This is a genomic window from Candidatus Sodalis pierantonius str. SOPE, from assembly GCF_000517405.1.
GTDB classification, from domain to species: Bacteria; Pseudomonadota; Gammaproteobacteria; order Enterobacterales; family Enterobacteriaceae; genus Sodalis_C; species Sodalis_C pierantonii.
The window spans coordinates 1,651,977-1,672,142 of sequence record NZ_CP006568.1 but is presented as its reverse complement, the minus strand read 5'-3'; the positions used below and the strand labels follow the sequence as shown (position 1 = coordinate 1,672,142).

16 protein-coding genes, 1 tRNA gene and 8 pseudogenes are annotated in these 20,166 nt (G+C 53.3%); 11 read left to right on the top strand and 14 right to left on the bottom strand.

Annotated features, from left to right (window positions below; all coding sequences use genetic code 11):
* Positions 1-12 precede the first annotated feature (12 nt).
* The gene (locus SOPEG_RS08530; protein ID WP_025245019.1) at positions 13-279 is read right to left on the bottom strand and encodes a DUF2057 family protein; all 267 of its coding nucleotides are present in this window, start codon (positions 277-279) and stop codon (positions 13-15) included.
* A 179-nt stretch (positions 280-458) separates the two neighbouring features.
* On the opposite strand from SOPEG_RS08530, the pseudogene SOPEG_RS08525 reads away from it, so the two are divergent.
* Positions 459-862, top strand: a pseudogene (locus tag SOPEG_RS08525) (CoA-binding protein); the annotation flags it as partial.
* 284 nt (positions 863-1,146) lie between these two features.
* Here the strand turns inward: SOPEG_RS08525 and hspQ are convergent.
* On the bottom strand, positions 1,147-1,464 hold the full coding sequence (gene hspQ, locus SOPEG_RS08520; RefSeq protein WP_025245018.1) for a heat shock protein HspQ: 318 nt from the start codon (positions 1,462-1,464) through the stop codon (positions 1,147-1,149).
* A gap of 76 nt (positions 1,465-1,540) precedes the next feature.
* A complete protein-coding gene (gene rlmI / locus SOPEG_RS08515) occupies positions 1,541-2,731 on the bottom strand; it encodes a 23S rRNA (cytosine(1962)-C(5))-methyltransferase RlmI (RefSeq protein ID WP_025245017.1) in 1,191 nt (396 codons plus the stop codon).
* Positions 2,732-2,821: 90 nt separating this feature from the next.
* Between rlmI and yccX the strand changes: the two are divergent.
* A pseudogene (gene yccX, locus SOPEG_RS08510) lies at positions 2,822-3,105 on the top strand (acylphosphatase).
* A 310-nt stretch (positions 3,106-3,415) separates the two neighbouring features.
* On the opposite strand, the gene SOPEG_RS08505 reads toward yccX, so the two are convergent.
* Both SOPEG_RS08505 and yccA read right to left on the bottom strand, forming a co-directional pair.
* Complete coding sequence (locus tag SOPEG_RS08505; protein WP_025245016.1) at positions 3,416-3,742, bottom strand: TusE/DsrC/DsvC family sulfur relay protein; 327 nt, start codon at positions 3,740-3,742, stop codon at positions 3,416-3,418.
* Between the two features lie 122 nt (positions 3,743-3,864).
* On the bottom strand, positions 3,865-4,527 hold the full coding sequence (gene yccA, locus SOPEG_RS08500; protein ID WP_025245015.1) for an FtsH protease modulator YccA: 663 nt from the start codon (positions 4,525-4,527) through the stop codon (positions 3,865-3,867).
* Positions 4,528-4,744: 217 nt separating this feature from the next.
* Here yccA and SOPEG_RS08495 point away from each other — a divergent pair.
* Positions 4,745-4,832 (top strand) — tRNA-Ser (locus tag SOPEG_RS08495).
* 68 nt (positions 4,833-4,900) lie between these two features.
* On the opposite strand, the pseudogene SOPEG_RS08490 reads toward SOPEG_RS08495, so the two are convergent.
* Both SOPEG_RS08490 and SOPEG_RS08485 read right to left on the bottom strand, forming a co-directional pair.
* Positions 4,901-5,851 (bottom strand): annotated as a pseudogene (locus SOPEG_RS08490) (tyrosine-type recombinase/integrase); the annotation flags it as partial.
* A gap of 42 nt (positions 5,852-5,893) precedes the next feature.
* Positions 5,894-7,103, bottom strand: a pseudogene (locus tag SOPEG_RS08485) (IS256 family transposase).
* A 565-nt stretch (positions 7,104-7,668) separates the two neighbouring features.
* Here SOPEG_RS08485 and SOPEG_RS08480 point away from each other — a divergent pair.
* On the top strand, positions 7,669-7,893 hold the full coding sequence (locus tag SOPEG_RS08480; RefSeq protein ID WP_025245013.1) for a DUF2188 domain-containing protein: 225 nt from the start codon (positions 7,669-7,671) through the stop codon (positions 7,891-7,893).
* A gap of 61 nt (positions 7,894-7,954) precedes the next feature.
* On the opposite strand, the pseudogene SOPEG_RS08475 reads toward SOPEG_RS08480, so the two are convergent.
* A pseudogene (locus tag SOPEG_RS08475) lies at positions 7,955-8,561 on the bottom strand (alpha/beta hydrolase).
* A gap of 232 nt (positions 8,562-8,793) precedes the next feature.
* Positions 8,794-9,678, bottom strand: a complete 885-nt coding sequence (locus SOPEG_RS08470) for a LysR family transcriptional regulator (protein ID WP_335334079.1) — start codon at positions 9,676-9,678, stop codon at positions 8,794-8,796.
* A gap of 226 nt (positions 9,679-9,904) precedes the next feature.
* On the opposite strand from SOPEG_RS08470, the gene SOPEG_RS08465 reads away from it, so the two are divergent.
* Together SOPEG_RS08465 and SOPEG_RS08460 are read left to right on the top strand one after the other, a co-directional pair.
* Entirely contained in the window at positions 9,905-11,068 is a 1,164-nt protein-coding gene (locus SOPEG_RS08465) for a L,D-transpeptidase family protein (RefSeq protein ID WP_025245011.1), read from the top strand.
* A 160-nt stretch (positions 11,069-11,228) separates the two neighbouring features.
* Positions 11,229-11,518, top strand: a pseudogene (locus SOPEG_RS08460) (YciI family protein).
* A gap of 125 nt (positions 11,519-11,643) precedes the next feature.
* On the opposite strand, the gene SOPEG_RS08455 reads toward SOPEG_RS08460, so the two are convergent.
* Positions 11,644-12,180 (bottom strand): DUF535 family protein, encoded by a 537-nt coding sequence (locus SOPEG_RS08455; RefSeq protein WP_025245010.1) that lies wholly within the window; start codon positions 12,178-12,180, stop codon positions 11,644-11,646.
* Positions 12,181-12,206: 26 nt separating this feature from the next.
* Between SOPEG_RS08455 and SOPEG_RS08450 the strand changes: the two genes are divergently transcribed.
* Positions 12,207-13,133, top strand: coding sequence for an IS5 family transposase (locus SOPEG_RS08450; protein WP_025245009.1), 927 nt, complete (start codon positions 12,207-12,209; stop codon positions 13,131-13,133).
* Positions 13,134-13,212: 79 nt separating this feature from the next.
* Here the strand turns inward: SOPEG_RS08450 and SOPEG_RS08445 are convergent, their stop codons facing one another.
* From SOPEG_RS08445 to SOPEG_RS08430, 3 genes are all read right to left on the bottom strand, one after another.
* The gene (locus tag SOPEG_RS08445) at positions 13,213-13,575 is read right to left on the bottom strand and encodes a DUF535 family protein (RefSeq protein WP_257720384.1); all 363 of its coding nucleotides are present in this window, start codon (positions 13,573-13,575) and stop codon (positions 13,213-13,215) included.
* Between the two features lie 32 nt (positions 13,576-13,607).
* Positions 13,608-14,531, bottom strand: a complete 924-nt coding sequence (locus SOPEG_RS08440; RefSeq protein ID WP_025245008.1) for an IS5-like element ISSoEn1 family transposase — start codon at positions 14,529-14,531, stop codon at positions 13,608-13,610.
* A gap of 1,094 nt (positions 14,532-15,625) precedes the next feature.
* Positions 15,626-16,096, bottom strand: a complete 471-nt coding sequence (locus SOPEG_RS08430) for a hypothetical protein (RefSeq protein WP_025245006.1) — start codon at positions 16,094-16,096, stop codon at positions 15,626-15,628.
* A 64-nt stretch (positions 16,097-16,160) separates the two neighbouring features.
* Here SOPEG_RS08430 and SOPEG_RS08425 point away from each other — a divergent pair, with 64 nt between their 5' ends.
* Positions 16,161-16,427 carry a hypothetical protein gene (locus SOPEG_RS08425; protein WP_025245005.1) on the top strand — a complete coding sequence of 89 codons (267 nt, stop codon included), beginning with the start codon at positions 16,161-16,163 and terminating at the stop codon, positions 16,425-16,427.
* A 78-nt stretch (positions 16,428-16,505) separates the two neighbouring features.
* Positions 16,506-16,775: a hypothetical protein gene (locus tag SOPEG_RS29355; RefSeq protein WP_236851697.1), complete on the top strand. Its 270-nt coding sequence runs from the start codon at positions 16,506-16,508 to the stop codon at positions 16,773-16,775.
* 286 nt (positions 16,776-17,061) lie between these two features.
* Here the strand turns inward: SOPEG_RS29355 and SOPEG_RS08415 are convergent, their stop codons facing one another.
* Positions 17,062-17,397, bottom strand: a complete 336-nt coding sequence (locus SOPEG_RS08415) for a CCDC90 family protein (RefSeq protein ID WP_025245004.1) — start codon at positions 17,395-17,397, stop codon at positions 17,062-17,064.
* Between the two features lie 270 nt (positions 17,398-17,667).
* On the opposite strand from SOPEG_RS08415, the pseudogene istA reads away from it, so the two are divergent.
* Positions 17,668-19,217: pseudogene (istA, locus tag SOPEG_RS08410) on the top strand (IS21 family transposase).
* Positions 19,218-19,261: 44 nt separating this feature from the next.
* A pseudogene (locus tag SOPEG_RS08405) lies at positions 19,262-20,149 on the top strand (IS5-like element ISSoEn1 family transposase); the annotation flags it as partial.
* Positions 20,150-20,166 lie beyond the last annotated feature (17 nt).

Sequence of the window (20,166 nt, the reverse complement as noted above, 5' to 3'; positions counted from 1 at the left end):
GCCTCGCCCGTGTCAAAGCCGATGATTAATGTAGGGGGAGCTGCAGGCCGGCGGCATCACGGTTTTACCCTCGGCCAAGGGTTGTAGCAGGGTAAAAACAAGCTGATGGTGGCCTTGTTCCAACTCCAGGCTGCTGGCGCCGCGCAGCAGGGAGCTCCCCAGCGCTTTACCATCGACAATCAATAGTTCAAGTTCTTCAGGGAGTTGCAGCGTGGTCGCCATCACGGGAAACCCGGTTAAGATGCATAGCCCCATAACCAGGACGCGCAGGAAATTCATTCTCTCACCTTATCAGAACGCACTCAGAATAATTCACCATGTCTCTATAGCAATAATAATAATTTTGAAGAATTTAGTAACACTTGTTTTTATTTTGATATTATTGATTTCCGCTGACGAAAGGTGTTTTTTACCGGGGGGTGTACACTTAACACACCTTTTTTTCGCGGAGAACCGCCATGACAGACGCTGAAATTAGCGACATTCTGCAGACCGTGAAGACCATCGCCCTGGTGGGCGCCAGCGATAATCCGGCCCGACCCAGCCACGGCGTCATGGCTTATTTATTGGCCCATGGCTATCAGGTCTACCCCGTGAACCCAGCCCTGGCAGGGAAAACCCTCTTGGGACAAACCGTTTACGCCAATTTGGCGGCGATCCCTGCCAAAATCGACATGGTGGATGTCTTTCGCCGCGCTGATACGGTTTACGACCTGACGCAGGAAGCGATTGCCATTGATGCCGACGTGCTGTGGCTGCAGTTAGGCATCATAAATGAGCAAGCGGCGGTGCTGGCGAAGAACGTCGGAAAGTGGTCATGGATCGCTGCCCCAAAATTGAAATCCCACGACTGGGGCTGGACCACCGAGCGTTGCCGGTGGCGTGGCGGAAAACCGGAATCGCGCCGATGGCCAGCGTGTTGAGGGAAGGTCGGCATTGCCCCCAAGTCAGGGTGGTCGAGCGAAAGCTAGGGTTACGCTAAGGGTCAGGGTGCACGTAATGATCTCAGTTTGAGTTACCGGCCAGTGAAAGCGTGAGAAACCGGCTCACGCCACGGCCCTTTGCTGGCACGAGCAAGGCTGGGACTTGTTTACCGGCCCTCGGGGCGGCAGAAATCAGACTGCGCGTGCTCGCACAGCCATGAGATTAATTTCTCAAGCGGGGCGCCTGAAGTTGTTGGCGGATGGATTCCGCCAACTCATCCAGCGTCGGCTGTTCGGGATGGACTGGAAACGATTCATATCCCAGCTGCGCTTCCGCCAGATAGGTATGCACCGGTTTTCCCTCTTCATCTTCCATCACCACATGATACCAAGGGGCCGTACGCAGGCTATCGTCAGCCGCAATGTCATCCAGCGAAGGCTTCTCCAGGGAGTATTCCGGATCCACATCGATAATGACCCCCAGATACCCCAGCAGCTTATGCCGGACCTGCTGCCCTATGCCAAATTTGCTGGCAATCATGAGACCTCCAGTGAAAAGTATGCCTTACACTTAATATGGGGGAGGCGTCGGGGAATTCAAGGCGTCAGAACATAATTTAGCCGACTCGGCAGGCAAACACCTTCAGATACAGCCCTTCGGGATAAGCGCCGGCAACCGGGTGATCGGTGGCCTGGCGAAACTGCACAATAAACTGTATCTCGCGGCCGGCATCAAGCGCCGCATCCGCCAGAATCTTCTGGAACAGATCGGTGGTCATCAGACCGGAGCAGGAGAAGCTCAGCAGGACCCCCTCCGGCGTCAGCAGTTGCAGCGCCAACAGGTTAATATCTTTATAACCGCGACAGGCGCTGGCCAACTGATTTTTATTTTCAACAAACTTGGGCGGGTCCAGGATAATCATATCAAACTGTTCACCCTCCTCGCGATAACGCCGCAGCAATTGAAAAACATCGTCCCGGACGAAACGCGCACGCGCTAAATCCAGCTGATTAAGCGCCAGGTTTTGTTGCGCCACGTCCAACGCCTTTTGAGACGTGTCGACGCTTATTACTTCTCGGCCCCCCCCTTTCATTACCGAAACGGAAAACGCGCCGGTATAGCTAAAACAGTTAAGAACCCGGCGCCCGGCGGCGTATTTACGGGCGGACAGGCGGCTATCACGCTGATCAAGATAGAAACCGGTTTTATGGCCTTGGGCAATATCCACCAATAACGCCATATCGTGTTCACGGATAGGAAGCAGGTCTGGTGGGGTGGCCCCGCTGATGACGCCGCGAGTTTCTTTGAGCCCCTCTTTTTTCCGCACCGCGACATCGGAACGATCGTAAAGGGTGCAGTCGGGATAGCAGTGTTTCAGCGCCGCTAACAGGGTGGCGCGTTGATATTCGGCGCCGGCGGACAGCAGTTGCAGAACCAGAAAATCACCATAGCGATCGATAGTGATATCGGGCAAACCATCAGACTCACCCGCGATCAGGCGATAGCCATCCAGACCGTCCCGCGCCGCCAAAAACGTGCGCAGACGCTGAGCGACCTGCAACCGGCGGACGAAGAAGTCGACATCAATTTGCTCGTCGGGAGTGAAGGTCCACACCCTGGCGCGCATTTGCGATTGCGGCGACCACGCGCCACGCGCCAGCCAACGGCCTTTCTCGTCAAAAATATCGATGGTTTCGCCCGGCTGGGCTTTCCCTTCCAGCCGACCTACCACGCCGGAAAAGATCCAGGGATGGCGCCGCATAAGCGATTTTTCACGGCCGCGCGCCAAAAATAGACGTTTTGTCATCATAAAAGTATGCTAAACCCTAGCTAAAGAGCGCCATTTTGCGAATAAGCGCGGCTAAATGCAACCTACGCCGTTCGGCAGGAGGAGACGATGACAAAGATATGTACGGCGGCCTGGATCCATGGGCAAGTGCAGGGGGGCGGCTTTCGGTTCGCCACTTTACATCAGGCAAAGCAATTGGGGCTGAGCGGTTATGTCCGTAACCAGGATGACGGCAGCGTGGAAGTCGTGGCCTGCGGCGAAAGTGAGCGGGTTGAACATCTGCTGGCCTGGCTACGGCAGGGGGGCCGGCGCACGCCCGGGTGGATAAAGTGCTTACCGAACCGTGCAACGGTAGCCTTGGTGATTTTCACGGCTTTGACATCCACTACTGACCGCCAGCGGGCATCAGCATTTTACCCGCCAGCTAAGCGTCTCATTCTCACTAAGCTTAACATGCAGGATAGGCTTCATAGGCTGGGTAGGTTAGCCATGCAGGAAGCCAGGGTAGGCTTCATATACAGGCTAGGGGGCATAGGTAGGCTAGGCGTAATCTGCTGGGTGAGGCTTGTCCGTAGGGAAAGTCGAGCTCAAGGGCGGACCTGGCGAACGTCATGTCTTGCCGCTTTGCTTGCTGACTGCATGAGCGGTGATGCCGCGGATCACTGAGCGTTATCGTTTATAGCCAGCAGCACCGCAGGGACGTTAAAGGCATTTCACCGGTTTGGGCAAGCCGGCGATTTTCGTTGCCTGCTTGGCAGGGCCCTGTGGAAACAAACGGAAAAGGTAACGGCTGTTCCCTTTCTCCTCGCCGTAAGCCTGAGCCATGGCCTTTACCAGCATGCGAACGGCCGGCGACGTATTGTATTGTAAATAGAACGCGCGTACGAAATGGATTACCTGCCAGTGGGCTTCGCTAAGGGTAAGCCCTTCGAGGCGGGCAATTTCTACCGCTAGCGCCTCGCTCCAGTCCTGCGGGTGGGTCAAATACCCCTGTGCATCGGTTTTGATTTCTGCGCCGTTAAACTCCATCGATTCCTGTCCGGCTCAAATCTGATTCAGAAAGGATAGCAAATCCGCCGGCCAGAAAACACCCCGCCCCGCCTGTGGGCGCATCGGCGCGGCCACTGGCGGGGGGATGATAAGACGCGATATCAGTTGCTGCGCATACCGCCGAAGAAGATACTCAGCAGGCTGACAAAGATATTGTACAGCGATACGTAAAGGCTGACGGTGGCGCGGATATAATTTGTCTCTCCGCCGTGGATGATATTGCTGGTTTCCCACAAGATCGCACCTGAGGAAAACAGAATAAACATGACGCTTATCGCCATTGACAGGGCGGGAATGTGCAGGAAAAGATTAGCGATGACCGCGACCAGCAGCATCACGAAGCCGGCCATCATCATTCCCGAGAGGAAAGACATATCCTTGCGGGTGGTGAGTACGTACGCTGAGCAGCAGAAGAACACCAGCGCGGTGCCGCCCAGCGCCAGCATAATGACGTCCCCTGCACCGGACGCCAGCAGCATACTCAGTAGCGGTCCCAGGATATAGCCCATAAAACCGGTCAGGGCGAAAGTGGCGAGGATACCCGCCGGACTGTTGGCCAGCCGATACGTCAGGAACAGGAGTCCGTAGAAACCGACCAGCATCAGGATCAAACCGGGTGCCGGCAAACGTAGCAACGTACTTGCAGTGGCGGTAAACGCCGAAAATGCCAGCGTCAGCGACAACAAGAAATAGGTATTGCGCAGCACCTTGTGGGTGCTTAATAACGAATGCCTGCGCGAGGACGTCGCAATCAAACGATCCATAATTTGCCTCTCATCATAAAGGTGAGCCAAGAATATTTGATGTAAGATTAATAGCTTGCCACCGTTGCGCCTATGGCTTTTACCCATCTTTACGCACCAATGCCCCCGGCGGCGGACAAAGCACAGGCGGACAGCAGACTAATGGCGATTTTTCAGTCGATTAGCGCAAAACGCTCTTTACAACCGGAATGACTCTGTTTATAGTTCGCCTCGTTGCGGAGGAGTGGCCGAGTGGTTGAAGGCACCGGTCTTGAAAACCGGCGAAGGGCAACCTTCCGTGGGTTCAAATCCCACCTCCTCCGCCATAGTTATCAATAGGTTATGTGGAATGTCATACAGATTAGAAATCGGTGGTGGTATTCTCTTGATATATCTACTTAGTATATTTCTCGCTCTTGGGCAGCGACGGGACATCAAGAGTAGGCGATAATTTAACCTTCCTGTCGTACACCAAAACCTGACTTTCTGATTTATGCCCGCTAAATAGTTGCTTATCTTTTGTACTTCCGTTGTAGTCTGAAATACCCTTAGCTTTCAAATCATGAAATGTACAGTCAAGCTCGTAGCCAAGTTGGGCTGACGCTTTTGAGCGCGCTTCCATCCATCGATTACTGAATCCACGCTTGCTGTAGTGCCCTTTATGCTGTTCCATGATGACGGGAGCATCGGCCTGAGTGGGCACTGATGCCGATTTAGCTAACTCTATGGCTTCCCGTAGTCTTGGCGTCCAGACCTTAATCTGTTTAATTCCCGTCTTCCCCTGCTGAATAAATATCCCTTGCTCAGTAACTTGTTGCCACTTCATGCCAAGTACGTCTGATAATCGGGCGGCGCAGAGGTAGGCTATCTCCAATGCAGCCTTTACTATATTATCAGCAGATTGATAAATAGCAAGATACTCATCATCGGTAATATACCTATCTCTTTTGATCGCCTTGAATTTCATAACGCCAGAACAGGGATTACTTTTAGCATACCCACGCTCATAGCCCCAGCGGTAGACTCTAGACATGCTTGCCATCTCATGATTTGCCTGTGTTTTGCTCTGCAAGCCACGCTTATCCATGAATGTTCTGACGTGCTCTGGCTTGATGCTGTTCACGCTGACCTTACCAAAAACAGCGAGCAGTTTCTTCTGGTGCTGTAGATAATCTTTTTGGGTTCGGGGCTTGAGTTCAAAAAAATAGGCACTATCAAGAAAATAAGTCCACAGTTAAGAAAATGTTAATGTGGTGGATAATTCAGCCATTAATCTTTCATAGTTGGCCCATACCTGCGAAATCGTCGTTTCTTTTACTTTACCTAAGCCTATTGTTTTTGTAGAACCATGAGAACCCTGTACACGATTCTGTGTAAATGCCTTTTCTCAGAAGTGACCGTCCAGGCGGTCACCGAACTCGATAATAAAGCGGCTCATTGCCATGCGCCAGTCCCTCAAAGGCATTGTCCATTTCTGTGAGGCCGCCTGTATCGCCAGCCACACCACCTTTTTCACTGCGTCGTCGGTCGGGAACACCTTGCGCTTTTTGATGGCATGCCGGATCACGCTGTTTAACGACTCGATGGCGTTGGTCGTGTAGATCACCTTGCGGATGTCCGTTGGGTAGGCAAAGAACGTGGCCAGATTGGCCCAGTTTGCCTGCCAGCTTCGACTTATTTGCGGGTAGCGGATGTCCCAGGCACTGGAGAACGCTTCCAGCGCCTGCAAGCCGGCTTCTTCCGTAGGGGCCTGATAGATAGCTTTCAGGTCGCGGGTGACGGCCTTGTAGTCCTTCCAGGAGACGAACCGCAGGCTGTGTTGCGCACCATATGTACGATACACAGCTGGAACCGCGCCTCCGGATACACCGCGTTAATAGCGTCAGGAAACCTTTCAGCCCGTCTACGCAGGCGATAAAGATATCGTTCAGGCCGCGGTTTTTCAGCTCTGTCAGCACGTTCAGCCAGAACTTTGCGCCTTCATTTTCGGCCAGCCACATACCTAGCAACTCTTTCTGGCCTTCGATGTTGATGCCCAGCGCCAGGAACACAGATTTGTTGATGATGCGGCTGTCCTGCCGGACTTTTAGAACGATACAGTCAAGATAAACAATGGGATAGACTGCATACAGAGGCCGGTTTTGCCATTCGACAACCTGCTCCATGACCGCATCGGTGACCTTTGAGACCAGCGCCGGCGAGACATCGGCGTCATACAGCTCTTTGAACGCGGCGGCGATCTCGCGGGTGGTCATCCCTTTGGCGTACAACGATAAAATCTGGTTATCCATCCCGGTAATCCGGGTCTGGTTCTTCTTCACCAGTTGCGGTTCAAAGGAACCGTCACGATCGCGCGGAGTACGCAGCGCCAGCGGGCCATCGCCAGTGGTAACGGTTTTTGTGGAATAGCCGTTGTGGGCGTTGGTCCCCGGTTTAGGCTGATTTTTATCGTAGCCGAGGTGATGGGTCATTTCGGCATTGAGAGCTGCTTCGACGCTAATTTTTTTCAGCAGCTGATCGAAGTGACTGAGATCTTCAGGGGTTTTGAGATTTTTGGCCAGTTCGTTAGCCAGAGCCTGCAACTGTTTTTCGTCCATAAATTAACCTGTTTTTGATGTTGGATTGAACATATCAAAATCAGGCAAATACACAAATTTCTAAACAGGCTCCTTGCCGTCGCGTGCGATAACGCGCCCAAGGCCGGCATGCGCCAGCAAGCGGCATCGAAGCCGCGATCCTGCGTTGTTTCCCCCCCCCCCCCCTCTTTACGTTGTTGCCGCCTAAGTTATCCACGCCTTCTCCCTTTTGCCCCGTTGCGCCTTAAGCACCTACTCTCTTTCCTTTTGTTATTGTTCCCGCCATTCCCCTTCATCATCCTCCCCTCGTCCGCACCCCAGCGCGCCCCGCAACCGCTATTACAGCATATCGATATGACAACCTGTTATCCGCCCGCCGGGCCATCGGAATGACAACCTGTCAACGTCCCGCCGGCACAGCAGGCGAGTACCGGGAGCAACCTGCACATCATGGTAATAGCGATTGCCAGCGCGACAAACGGCCGTTTAACTGCTACGCTTATTATTGCAGTATTAATACTTCTTTCATTCTGCTGTGGAAAAGACGCTTGCCGTGCCGTACCCCTATCACGCAACAGGAGTTAAGATGGATAATTATTATGTCACTAAAGCTGAAGATAAATGGGTCTTAACCAAGGAAGGTAATAGTCGTCCCTCAAAAACGGCGGCGACCAAGGATGAAATTATTACCCTCACCCACAGTTATATGACCGGCAAAACGGCCTCGGTGAAAATTCATAAACAGGATGGCACGATTCAGGAAGAACGCACCTATCCGCGCACCAGCGATCCCCGTAAATCCAAGGGATAACCGATGTCGCCGCCACCGCTCCGACGTCCTGTTACTCCCGCGGTAAGACGTTCGGGGCGGTTTACCTTCCGCGGCTTACGGCCTGGGCAATGAACCGTCCGGCGAGCGTAATGCCCTCCGGTGAAAGCGTATGGCCGAGGCCCGGAAAGATTTTCGTCGTCGCCTTCATGCCCACCGAGGTCAGCAATCGCGCGGCCAGCGGACTTTCGCTCGCGGGAATAACGTCATCTTGCCCTCCATGCAGCAATAGCACCGGCGTCTGCGCCGCTGCCGGCGTTAGGGGGAGCGGTGTCGCCAATCTGCCGGAAAAAGCGACCACCCGGCCGGTGGTCGGAAGCGACCTCATCCAGAGCCATGGTCGCGCCCTGGGAAAACCCCACCAGCACCACCTTCTCCGGCTGTCCCTCCAGTCCCCGGACCGCCATTAAGCGCGCCAGCGTGGTATCAAACGATACCCGCGCCGCCTGAATGCACCTCGGCCGGTTTTGTTCCGTTACGCCTACTACGCTGAACCACTGATAGCCTTGACCAAAATCGGAATGCGTCGGCGCATCGGGAGAAGCAAAGTCACAGCCGGGTAACTGGTGCTTCCAGGCATCCGCCAGAGGAAGCAAATCATCGCCGCTGCTGCCTACGCCGTGCAAAAGAATAATCAGGCTAGTGTTCATCGCGTATTCCTTACTATTACAAATCCAGTATCACCAACGCCGGAGCCACCGGGTTAATGCCGTTCGTTTTTTCCGCCGCTGCGGGCCGGAAGGAAAATCGCCAGCGTCATTAGCCGCACCAGCAGGCGCGCAAGCCTATGGCTGCGTTCACATTTCGCAAGATACCGTGATGCCGATCGGATGATAATCCTCCCACTCAGAGGTTATTAATTTCCATTATGGAAGCAATTCCTCACCAGCCCTGATCCCAGGCTGGTTGGCCGCGGAAGCGATTTGCGAGATAATCCACCAACGCTCGCACCTTAGTGGCCAGATGACGTGCCGGCGGATAAATGGCGTATAGACCAAGTGGCGTCATTTCCCGCTGCGGGAGGAGCGGAGTGAGCCGGCCGCTGCGAAAATGCTCATCGCAAATAAACGAAGGAATCCGGGTAATGCCCAGGCCGGACATCGCCGCGTACAAGCACGCGTCGGCGTTGGCAAAATGCAGACGGCTATTAATGCTAATTGACACCGCGCCATCATCGCCACTGGAACCAAATTGCCAGTTCGGATCGCGAAAATTGGTATCAACGATACAGTCATGAAAGCGGAGATCGGAGGGTTGCGTCGGTTCGCCACGGCGCAACAAATAGTCCGGCGAGGCCGCCAGCACAATGCGCACATCACAGAGCTTGCGGGCAACCAGACTGCTGTCGTCCAGCCGACCGATGCGCAACGCGATGTCACACCCCTCATCTACCAGATTCACCATCTGCTCCGAAAAATCGGCATCGAGAATAATCGCGGGATATTGGCGGGCGAAATCCACCAGTACCGGCGCCAGCTGTCGGGCGCCGAAGGAAATGGAAGAGGTCAGCCACAGACGGCCCGACGGCGCATCCGCGGCGCTGCGCACCGAGGCGTCTAGCGCGTCCAGCTCATCGAGCAGAATTTTGATCCGATGATAATAAGTTTGTCCAACCTCGGTAGGGGACAGTGCGCGGGTAGTGCGTTTGATAAATTGCACCCCCAGACAGGCTTCGAGGCGCGAAATCATTTTCGACGCCTGGCCACTACTGGTGCCAAGACGAGCGGCGGCGGCAAAACTCCCCATCTCCAGCACCGCCACCAGCATGCGATCGCAATCGAGCCGTTCCATTCGCGCTCCTTTTTTTGACGCAGTTACCCTCACAGATTATCACAGCATACGTTGATTCGCGTATACGCTGAGCAGAGCGTTACCGTTTCGGTTACACTTATCCTTTCCACGCCGGGGATTGAGCACTTATAATGCACCTCCGGCACATGATGCCGGGTAAACACTCATTGGCTGCCTGTAAGGCGATTACATCTGACACTTTATGAAAATGAAAATTCGCGCGTTCTGTAGCATGGTATTGGCAATGGCTGTTTACAGTCAGTCCACCTTCGCCGTTGTCTATCCGTTACCGGAAGGCAAAAGCCGCCTGGTGGGGGAAAACTTGCAAATCACCGTTCCCGAAGGGAACAAACTACCGCTTGAGCATTTTGCCGCCCAGTTCCAAATGGGGCTCAGCAATATGCTCGAAACCAATCCGGGCGTGGATGTCTATCTCCCGGCCCCCGGCACCAAAATGATCATTCCACAGCAGCTGATTTTGCCGGACACCCCCCATGGAGGCATCGTGATCAACAGCGCCGAAATGCGTCTGTATTACTATCCGAAAGGCACCAAGACGGTCATCGTACTGCCTATCGGCATTGGCGAGCTGGGTAAAGACACCCCTTCCAACTGGGTGACCTCGGTGCAACGCAAGAAAGACGGTCCCACCTGGACGCCGACCAAAGCCATGCACGCGGAATACGCCGCGCGCGGTGAAACGCTGCCGGAAGTGTTCCCGGCGGGCCCGGATAACCCGATGGGTCTCTATGCGCTGTATGTTGGCCGCCTGTATGCGGTGCACGGCACCAACGCCAACTTCGGCATCGGTTTGCGCGTCAGCCACGGCTGCGTACGTCTGCGCGCCGACGATATCAAATATCTGTTTGATCATGTGCCGGTCGGCACCCGCGTTCAGTTTATTAATGAACCGGTAAAAGCCACGATTGAACCGGATGGTTCGCGCTACCTGGAAGTGCATAACCCGCTTTCGGTGACCGAGGAACAATTTAACTCGAACGAGCCGGTGCCGATTAATCTGCCGGTCAACGTTAGCCATGTTCTGGTGGATCCCAGCGTTTATCAAGGTACGGTTGATCAGGCGTTACAGCGTCGTTCCGGCATGCCGGAGAACATCACCGCCCAGGGCGACAACGGCCAAACTGCGACGGTACAGGTGCAACCGGTTGATGAGCGGACCATTACCGAAGGTCCCGACACCGATCAGAAACAACAGGGGACCGCCGCACCGGTTACCCTGCAAACCAGCGTACCGGAACAAAGCGGCGCCGCGGTACCGGTGGACAATACCGCGCCCGCCCCCCCCGGCCGGGCAACGGCACCTCCCTGGCGCAAGCGCGTCGCGCCAGGGCAGGCGAAACGCTGATCTGAACGTCTATTTCTTTAAGCTCCCTCCCCCACCCCACAAACCGGCGCATCACCCGAACGACAGGTGTTCCCGCGCGCCAGCGTCCCAGCCCCGACACAAAATGTTTGACTCAACGACCGCGAGACGCTTGCGGGATTCTTTTGATTTGGAGTGGTCCATGTTTCTTATTACGTTGCGCTATAACCAGCCCATGCCATGCCCCAAGTGACGGCCTTGCAGGAAGATCACATAAACTGGCTGAAGACCTATTTTGCCGAGGGTATCTTCATCGCCGCCGGCCGTAAGATCCCCCGCACCGGCGGCGTCATTCTCGCTCGTAGCATGGCGCGGGATGAATTGGAACGCATTTTAGCCGAGGATCCCTTCACCGCCGTGGCAGATTACGACATAACCGAATTCATGTCCACTCTGACAGACGAAAGAGTAGCCGCGCTGATGACGCTGTGAAGCCCGTGCCGGCGCACGCGGCTTGCCGCCTCACGCCGCCGGCATTGGCCCTTCGCCCAGGGCAGCCGGTGGTGTTTTGAGTCAGCCGGTAAAAACGTCCCCCGCGCGCCGGGGGAGTCCGTCGATTATGCCGCCGTGGTATGAATAAACGCAGCGAATTGCGCTTGCATGTCCTCCAGCAGGGCAAATCGCCTGCGATACTCGGCGCGTTTCTTGCTTGGAAGATCGTCGAGGGATTTACGGGTGATTCGCTGCGGCAATGCGTAAAGCCCTCCCGTAAGCGCAACGCCTTCCACCGAGGCCCAAAAATCATCGTAATGGGCAAGAAACACTTTTTGCTTACTGCCGCGATAACGTGCGCTCTGGAAAACATGGCTTTTATCGCCGACCGCGATAATTTGCGGCGCCCCTATCTCACCACTGATAAGCTGTAACATCTCGACCAGCAGCCGCTTGGGAAATAAACCATGGCAGGCTTTGGTCGCCTCTTTGATAACGTTATGGGACGTGCTGCGGCTGGCGCCCTGTAGTCCACCGATAAATAGGGTCTGCTTTTTCTGGAACGTCATTATCGAAAAGGTAAGCGACGCCAGGCGATTTTCAGCGTCGTGGAGACTTTGTTGAATAAATCGAACTTTTAGGTGACTGGCGGCTCTGATCACTACATTCGTTTCAACATCAGGTCCCCATGGCAAAGCAAAAGTTTAAAATTACCAACTGGCCCGCATACAACAATGCGCTCAGGCAGCGGGGGGACCTGACAGTATGGCTTGATGAGTCAGCCATTGCTGCATGGACTGAGAGTACACCACCTGAACATCGTGGTCGGCCGCTTCACTACACCGATATGGCCATTACCACGGTTCTGATGATAAAGCGCGTGTTTAACCTTTCGCTCCGGGCGTTACAGGGTTTCGTTGACTCAATTTTTAAACTGATGGGGCTGTCACTGCGCTGCCCAGATTACTCTCTGGTCAGCCGGCGAGCAAAAACCGTCGACATCAGCATAAAAACGCCAACCCGCGGCGAAATCTCACACCTGGTCATCGATGGCACCGGCCTGAAAGTCTTCGGCGAAGGCGAATGGAAAGTCAGGCAGCATGGGGCTGAGAGGCGCAGAGTATGGCGCAAGCTTCATCTGGCAGTAGATAGCGTGACACATGAAATTATCTGTGCCGATTTATCGCTAAGCGGTACGACAGATGCGCAGGCGCTGCCCGGGCTGATTAACCAAACCCACCGGAAAATCAGGGAAGCGTCGGCTGACAGTGCTTACGATACGCGTTACTGTCATGATGCTCTGCTGAGGAAAAAAATAAAGCCGCTTATCCCACCGCGAAGTGGTGCGCAATATTGGCCAGCTCGATACTATGAGCGTAACCATGCGGTGGCAAATCAGCATCTGAGCGGCAATAACGATACCTGGAAAAAGAAAGTAGGTTATCACCGGCGTTCACTGGCTGAAACGGCCATGTTCCGGTTTAAAACACTTCTGGGTGGTCATCTGAGTCTGCATGACTATGACGCGCAGGTAGGTGAGGCAATGGCAATAATGGTTAAAGCACTTAACCGGATCACACTGTTAGGAATGCCAAACAGCGTCCGCATCATGTAACAATCGCCCTGATAGGGAGGAAGTCGTCACAAATTTCGGATTTATTCAACAAAGCGCGTCGTGGATGGTCAACGTCGCCTCACCCGCGTTCAAAACGGCTCATACTCAGTTTGATCTCAAAACGTTCACCGTTCTTGCCCTCCAGTACGCACAGCCGGGTGGCCGTTGGCACCGACAGCGCTTGCCGCAGCGGCAAAGATGGCAGCGTTTGGATGAAAGTATAGTGTTCAAGGATAGCCTGAGCGCGCGTCGCTACCGGTAAGGCGGCAAAAAGATAGGGACGATGGATTTTCGCGGGCAAGGTATTTTGCGCCAACGCCACGTGATGCAATAGCGAGTCGGTCGCGACGCGCTGTAGAAAACTCAGCGTTACCACCGGATTAATAAGCGTACGCAATAAGAATTTCAGGCGAAACGGCGCTTTGTTGAATAAATCCGAAATTTGTGACGACTTCCTTCCTATCAGGGCGATTGTTACATGATGCGGACGCTGTTTGGCATTCCTAACAGTGTGATCCGGTTAAGTGCTTTAACCATTGCCATTGCCTCACCTACCTGCGCGTCATAGTCATGCAGACTCAGATGACCACCCAGAAGTGTTTTAAACCGGAACATGGCCGTTTCAGCCAGTGAACGCCGGTGATAACCTACTTTCTTTTTCCAGGTATCGTTATTGCCGCTCAGATGCTGATTTGCCACCGCATGGTTACGCTCATGGTATCGAGCTGGCCAATATTGCACACCACTTCGCGGTGGGATAAGAGGCTTTATTTTTTTCCTCAGCAGAGCATCATGACAGTAACGCGTATCGTAAGCACTGTCAGCCGACGCTTCCCTGATTTTCCGGTGGGTTTGGTTAATCAGCCCGGGCAGCGCCTGCGCATCTGTCGTACCGCTTAGCGATAAATCGGCACAGATAATTTCATGTGTCACGCTATCTACTGCCAGATGAAGCTTGCGCCATACTCTGCGCCTCTCAGCCCCATGCTGCCTGACTTTCCATTCGCCTTCGCCGAAGACTTTCAGGCCGGTGCCATCGATGACCAGGTGTGAGATTTCGCCGCGGGTTGGCGTTTTTATGCTGATGTCGACGGTTTTTGCTCGCCGGCTGACCAGAGAGTAATCTGGGCAGCGCAGCGACAGCCCCATCAGTTTAAAAATCGAGTCAACGAAACCCTGTAACGCCCGGAGCGAAAGGTTAAACACGCGCTTTATCATCAGAACCGTGGTAATGGCCATATCGGTGTAGTGAAGCGGCCGGCCACGATGTTCAGGTGGTGTACTCTCAGTCCATGCAGCAATGGCTGACTCATCAAGCCATACTGTCAGGTCCCCCCGCTGCCTGAGCGCATTGTTATATGCGGGCCAGTTGGTAATTTTAAACTTTTGCTTTGCCATGGGGACCTGATGTTGAAACGAATGTAGTGATCAGAGCCGCCAGTCACCTAAAAGTTCGATTTATTCAACAAAGCCGCGAAACGGAGTATTATCCCAAATTTCACCCGATTTACATTCACCTGAAAAAAGGGCCCAAAACAGGCTCCATCCGCTTTGCGGATAACCATCAATTTCATGCACGATCGAATGGGACATAACGGCTTATCCAAAACAAAACTATTATAGTGCTCATAATTTTAAACTGATTATCAATATATTAATTATGAACAGATTTACATCACGCCAAACTCAAACTAATAGTAAACGTTATGGTTTTTTTTGATTTCCACCCTGGTTTGTCCCGACGCGTTCCGCCGCAAAAGAGGCTTTTTGTATCCTTCACCGGCAGTAAAGATTATTAATAATGACCGTTTACGGCCCGCCGCGGTGGTAAACACCATCAAAAAGAGCGCGCCTCAGGACACAGCTCGTCGTTGGCACCAACCGTTCGCGGCAAAACCCGCAAAAATGAGTGGCCAAGCGGTAGCGACGACACGGAATCATTTCCTCGGCGTCCGTTCGGCAATGGCGGGCCCGGCCGACGACCTGTGTCGCTTGCTGGACGGTCGGCGTTCTTGACGACGGCATGGTGACCATCAGGCCACTCCCTTGACTTGCTAAAGATTAATTAACTCGCTGTCTGCGCGAGTATTGCTTTTAGTTATGCACCTATGTTGATGGACTCCCGTTTATTGGGAAGGAATTACTCTTTACCTGCCCCTTAAATCATGTAATTTTCTGAGTCACCGGTCAGAGGTTTTCTTAAACTGACAATTCATCATAGAGGAATAGCAATCATGGGTAGTCTCAATGATCCAGTCTCCGGCGGTTTAACCCTACATACCTTGAACCACATTCCCCTTATCGCCATAATGGAGCATGCGGCGATTCCTTGGGGAATGAAAAACAAAGAGTCTAAATTCGTCTATTTGAACAAGGCGACCCTGTACACGATTCTGTGTACATGCCAAAACACATTTACACAGAATCGTGTACGGGCTCAGCGGCTACGCAAGCAGGTTAAGCGCCTGACGCAGGAGGTATGTTGCTGAAAATCAAAGCAGCTTAATGACCACAGTGACAATGGTTGATGCCAGACCGGCGATAGCAAGCATCACAGCACTCAGTTTTATCAGTAACCCATCCGCAGTATGTTCAACATCCTTACGGAGTAAGGCGATCTGAGCTTCAGTCTTTTCGAAGCGAGCCTGCATCTGAGCTTCATTCTTCTCGAAGCGAGCTTCCATATCCTTACGGACATCGGCTATCTGCGCGTCGGTCTTCTCGAAGCGGGCTTGCATCTGAGCTTCGTTCTTCTCGAAGCGAGCGTCCATATCTTTACGAACATCGGTTATCTGAACCGTTAAATCTTTGTGCACATCCTCAAGGTCACGCTTCGTAGCTACATCCGCCACCTCGTGAGACTTGCGTACAACGAGCGAAATCGCCTTGGCTTGCTCACTGGTAAGCCCGGCGGTTTGAAGCTCTTCTGACGCCTGCAATGTATCAAATGCAACTTGGCCCATGGGTAATCCTCCTGTTTAGGCCAAGTGTAGCGTATCCACCACATCAACGGAAGGAGTTACCTCCATGAACTATAACCAAACGCTTATCGTGCCTAATGGTATTGAACATTGGGAGCCGCGTATCACCGGCCTTGAGGTCTACTCTAGCGAGAGAGGTGGAATCATCCTGAAACCCACGGAAATGGGCGTTGCCACTGCCCGTTGGTCGCTCACAGCAAAAATGCGTGAGGCATTCATAAATGCTTTTGACGTCGGCGTAATGGGGCTTGCGAGCAGAAGAGCCCGCATTCCACAAGGGCTACAGCGATTTTGTGCAGCCCGCAAGAAGTGAAATACAACAAAACTGGCGGTGCCTGAAGGGACCACACATCCCAACAGACACCTAACCCAAAACCTACCAACATAGGATTTGAGCTATGAAAAAGAGTACAGCGCCCGCACGCGCATTGAAAGTGCAACCGTTCACCCGCAGCGAGATTGTTCATTTTGCATTCGCCTCGAAGCATCTGACCCCGCGTCAGCGTATCCACCTACTGAAAGTTGGGAGTGCAGCATGAAGTCCTTCGACGTAAAGCAAGTAGAGAAATTCCGTGATGTTTTCCCTGAGCTGACCACGATAGAGCAGCTTGAAACAGCAATGCTCTTTTCTCTTGGCCTACGCTTTGCCATGGGGACCTGATGTTGAAACGAATGTAGTGATCAGAGCCGCCAGTCACCTAAAAGTTCGATTTATTCAACAAAGCCCTTGGCCTATCCAAAAAAGAGATTGCAGCAGCGCGTGATGTTGCTTACGTAACGGTTAAAAAGATGCTTGATGCGATAAAAAGCAAATTTAATCTTTACTCTTTAAATAATCTGCTTTCTGTCTTTCAGGTCCGGCTGGTGTTTTTTGCCTTAACTGGCGGCACCGTGAAAAAATAAGAAACAAGGATAATAACCCATGCGCTATAGCGCACAGGCCAGCGTCACATTTTAAGAATAGCGGCGATGATGCTGACACCAGCAGCCACCATTAACCCGAGCCGAATGGTCATCTGCATGCCAAACTTCTCAAATTTATCGTTAATTTTATCAAAACGAGCATCGACCCTATCAAATCTGGCATCCATCTGAGCTTCGTTCTTCTCGAAGCGGGCAATTATTTCCTTCCGCAGATCATCAAGGTCGCGCTTAGTAGCAACATCGACGGCTTCATGCGATTCACGAACCGCAAGCGAAATTGCCTTAGCCTGATCTTTAGGCAAGCCAGCAGTTTCAAGCGTTTCAACGAATTTTAATATATCGAACGCAACTTGACCCATATGAGGGATCCTCCTCTTTTGAGCAAGTGTAACCCAGCAATCGTATTGACGGAAGATCAACCCATGCGCTATAGCTAATCTGCAAATTCAGATGCCAGGATTCGCAACCCGCCGTGTGTACCGGCTGCTAGTTCCGGTCACATCCGATCACTGATTCCGATTTCACCCGATCACTGATTCCGGTCGCCCGATCAGCGATTCCGATTCTGTCCGATCGCTCATCTTCTGTTCCGCCATACTCTGGAGACTTTTAGCTTCCTGGGGCATGGCATGGCACGTAAAAAGAAGAAAGCGAGAACGGAAATGTGCATCTATATTAATGTCTTACGTATGAAATTCGAGCAGCGTCGCTCGAATCGCACTATCGCAGCAACGCTCGGCATAGGCTGTACTACCGTGCACGATATCCTCGGCCGATTCACGGTAGCTAACCTGGTCTGGCCATTGCCGGCGGAACTGTCCCCCGTCGACCTCGACCGCCTGCTCTATCCCGGCAAATCAGGAAAAGTTATCAATACCTTACCCAGCTGGCTTGATATCGATACCGAGTTAAGCCGCAAGGGCATGACCAAGCAGCTGCTCTGGATGGAATATCAGTCCGCCGTGGGCGGTGATGCCCTCGGTTACTCACAGTTTTGTGCACTGTTCCGTGACTGGAAAAAGAAGCAGCGGCGTTCCATGCGCATGGAGCACAAGGCTGGCGAAAAGCTCTTCATCGACTTCTGTGGCCCCACCGTACCTATCGTCAACCCTGCGACCGGTAGCGTACGCCAGGTCGCTATCTTCGTCGCTGCCATGGGCGTGTCAGGCTATGCGTATATCGAAGCCTGCGAAGGCCAGGACATGGCATCGTGGCTCAACGCCAATAGCCGCTGCCTGCACTTCATGGGTGGGGTTCCGGAGCTGATGATACCTGATAATCTGCGCAGCGCTGTCAGCACCCCTGACCGCTATGAGCCGGTCATAAACCAGAGCTACCAGGCGCTGGCAAATCACTATGAGACAGTGGTGCTACCGGCGCGCCCGAGAAAACCGAAAGACAAGGCGAAGGCAGAATCAACTGTGCAGCTGGTAGAACGCTGGGTTTTGGCCCGGTTGCGTAAACGTAGGTTCTACTCGCTGGCCGAACTCAACCAGGTGATACGAGAACTCAATCATGAGTTGAATTTGCGCCCGATGCGTCATTACGGCGGACAAAGTCGCCTTGAACGCTTCGAGCAGCTGGACAAACCGGCTCTTGGGCCTCTACCGCCCACACAATGGGAATACAGTGAGTATCTCGTTGCCCGAGTGGGACCTGATTACCACATAGACTACGGCAAAAACTGGTACTCGGTGCCGCATCCGCTGGTTGGCGAGCGCGTTGACGTCATCGCCACCCAACGGCTGGTGCAAATCCACCATAAGGGCGTCTGCGTGGCTACGCACCCTCGCAGCGATAACGCCTATAGGCACACGACTCAGGCGGCGCACATGCCGGCTAACCATAAGGGGCAGAGTCAGTGGACGCCGGAAAGGCTGTGCAGTTGGGCGCTGTCGGTGGGTGTGTGCACACTGAAAGTGGTCGAGTCCATCCAAAAAAAACAAGCCCATCCGGAGCAGGGTTACCGCTCCGTGCTGGGCTACTCAATCTGCAACGGCGCTATGAGACGACCCACTGGAAAAAGGCTGGCGCGCTTGGCGTTTGGAAGAAGGTGCATTAACCGCTCTTTCCTAACCCACACGTATTGAACACGGTCGTCAAAGTGAGGTCACAGGACGGAGCCGGCGTATCAATGCTGGTTCACGAAAACCTCCGAGGTCCGGACAGTTATCACTAAGGAGAATAAAAAAGTGGGAAAACCTTTAAGGGTTTGCAAAGGCCGCATATAACAATGCGCTCAGGCAGCGGGGGGACCTGACAGTATGGCTTGATGAGTCAGCCATTGCTGCATGGACTGAGAGTACACCACCTGAACATCGTGGCCGGCCGCTTCACTACACCGATATGGCCATTACCACGGTTCTGATGATAAAGCGCGTGTTTAACCTTTCGCTCCGGGCGTTACAGGGTTTCGTTGACTCGATTTTTAAACTGATGGGGCTGTCGCTGCGCTGCCCAGATTACTCTCTGGTCAGCCGGCGAGCAAAAACCGTCGACATCAGCATAAAAACGCCAACCCGCGGCGAAATCTCACACCTGGTCATCGATGGCACCGGCCTGAAAGTCTTCGGCGAAGGCGAATGGAAAGTCAGGCAGCATGGGGCTGAGAGGCGCAGAGTATGGCGCAAGCTTCATCTGGCAGTAGATAGCGTGACACATGAAATTATCTGTGCCGATTTATCGCTAAGCGGTACGACAGATGCGCAGGCGCTGCCCGGGCTGATTAACCAAACCCACCGGAAAATCAGGGAAGCGTCGGCTGACAGTGCTTACGATACGCGTTACTGTCATGATGCTCTGCTGAGGAAAAAAATAAAGCCGCTTATCCCACCGCGAAGTGGTGCGCAATATTGGCCAGCTCGATACCATGAGCGTAACCATGCGGTGGCAAATCAGCATCTGAGCGGCAATAACGATACCTGGAAAAAGAAAGTAGGTTATCACCGGCGTTCACTGGCTGAAACGGCCATGTTCCGGTTTAAAACACTTCTGGGTGGTCATCTGAGTCTGCATGACTATGACGCGCAGGTAGGTGAGGCAATGGCAATGGTTAAAGCACTCAACCGGATCACACTGTTAGGAATGCCAAACAGCGTCCGCATCATGTAACAATCGCCCTGATAGGA

Excerpts from the sequence above, each read along its gene's own strand:
- SOPEG_RS08480 (WP_025245013.1), top strand. The coding sequence starts at position 7,669 with ATGGATAATTATTATGTCACTAAAGCTGAAGATAAATGGGTCTTAACC.
- SOPEG_RS08415 (WP_025245004.1), bottom strand. The coding sequence starts at position 17,397 with ATGGGTCAAGTTGCGTTCGATATATTAAAATTCGTTGAAACGCTTGAA.
- SOPEG_RS08465 (WP_025245011.1), top strand. The coding sequence starts at position 9,905 with ATGAAAATGAAAATTCGCGCGTTCTGTAGCATGGTATTGGCAATGGCT.
- yccA (WP_025245015.1), bottom strand. The coding sequence starts at position 4,527 with ATGGATCGTTTGATTGCGACGTCCTCGCGCAGGCATTCGTTATTAAGC.
- SOPEG_RS08505 (WP_025245016.1), bottom strand. The coding sequence starts at position 3,742 with ATGGAGTTTAACGGCGCAGAAATCAAAACCGATGCACAGGGGTATTTG.
- SOPEG_RS08470 (WP_335334079.1), bottom strand. The coding sequence starts at position 9,678 with ATGCTGGTGGCGGTGCTGGAGATGGGGAGTTTTGCCGCCGCCGCTCGT.
- hspQ (WP_025245018.1), bottom strand. The coding sequence starts at position 1,464 with ATGATTGCCAGCAAATTTGGCATAGGGCAGCAGGTCCGGCATAAGCTG.
- rlmI (WP_025245017.1), bottom strand. The coding sequence starts at position 2,731 with ATGACAAAACGTCTATTTTTGGCGCGCGGCCGTGAAAAATCGCTTATG.
- SOPEG_RS08430 (WP_025245006.1), bottom strand. The coding sequence starts at position 16,096 with ATGGGCCAAGTTGCATTTGATACATTGCAGGCGTCAGAAGAGCTTCAA.
- SOPEG_RS08425 (WP_025245005.1), top strand. The coding sequence starts at position 16,161 with ATGAACTATAACCAAACGCTTATCGTGCCTAATGGTATTGAACATTGG.
- SOPEG_RS08530 (WP_025245019.1), bottom strand. The coding sequence starts at position 279 with ATGAATTTCCTGCGCGTCCTGGTTATGGGGCTATGCATCTTAACCGGG.
- SOPEG_RS08440 (WP_025245008.1), bottom strand. The coding sequence starts at position 14,531 with ATGGCAAAGCAAAAGTTTAAAATTACCAACTGGCCCGCATATAACAAT.
- SOPEG_RS08450 (WP_025245009.1), top strand. The coding sequence starts at position 12,207 with ATGGCAAAGCAAAAGTTTAAAATTACCAACTGGCCCGCATACAACAAT.